The following is a 667-nucleotide window of genomic DNA, read 5'->3' as shown; positions in this document are numbered from 1 at the left end:
GCCGGTTGCGTTCGACCCCCGCCGGTTGCGCTCGACCCCCCCGCCGGTTGCGCTCGACCCCCGCCGGTTGAGCCTGTCGAAACCCCCAACGTCGCAGAAAATCCGTGCCGTCACCGCGGCTCACCGCTGGACACACCCGCGCCACGTAACCTACGCTTGCGTAAGTTACGGAAACGTAAGGGTCGGAGATCCGGCGTGAGCCGGTCGGTGTAGAGGTCGTCGTCGACCCCCGCCGAGACCCATCCCACCTGCGAAGGGACCACACGTATGGCGATCACGGACATCCCCGAGTACGCACATCTGTCCGAGGCGGACGTCGCGGCGCTCGGTGCCGAGCTCGACGCGATCCGCGCGGAGGTCGAGGCCAGCCGTGGCGAGCGTGACGCCCGCTACCTGCGCAACACCATCCGCTTCCAGCGCGGCCTCGAACTGGCCGGACGCGCGATGCTCTTCGGTTCCACCAAGAAGTCGCTCTGGTGGGCCGGTGCGGGTGCGCTCGGCGTGGCGAAGATCGTCGAGAACATGGAGCTCGGGCACAACGTGATGCACGGGCAGTGGGACTGGATGAACGATCCCGAGGTGCACAGCTCGACGTGGGAGTGGGACAACACCGACCCGTCGGCGCACTGGAAGCACACCCACAACTACATCCATCACAAGTACACGA

General features: G+C 66.7%; 1 protein-coding gene. It reads left to right on the top strand.

Going from position 1 to position 667, the window contains the following annotated elements; genetic code table 11:
* Window positions 1-267 precede the first annotated feature (267 nt).
* Window positions 268-667: fatty acid desaturase family protein (locus OK17_RS21625; RefSeq protein ID WP_461418710.1), on the top strand; the 400-nt coding region annotated here is incomplete at its 3' end.

This window comes from Gordonia sp. GN26 (genome assembly GCF_054823965.1).
Note: the sequence above shows the minus strand (reverse complement) of the source record. Positions and strands in the feature narration are given on the sequence as shown.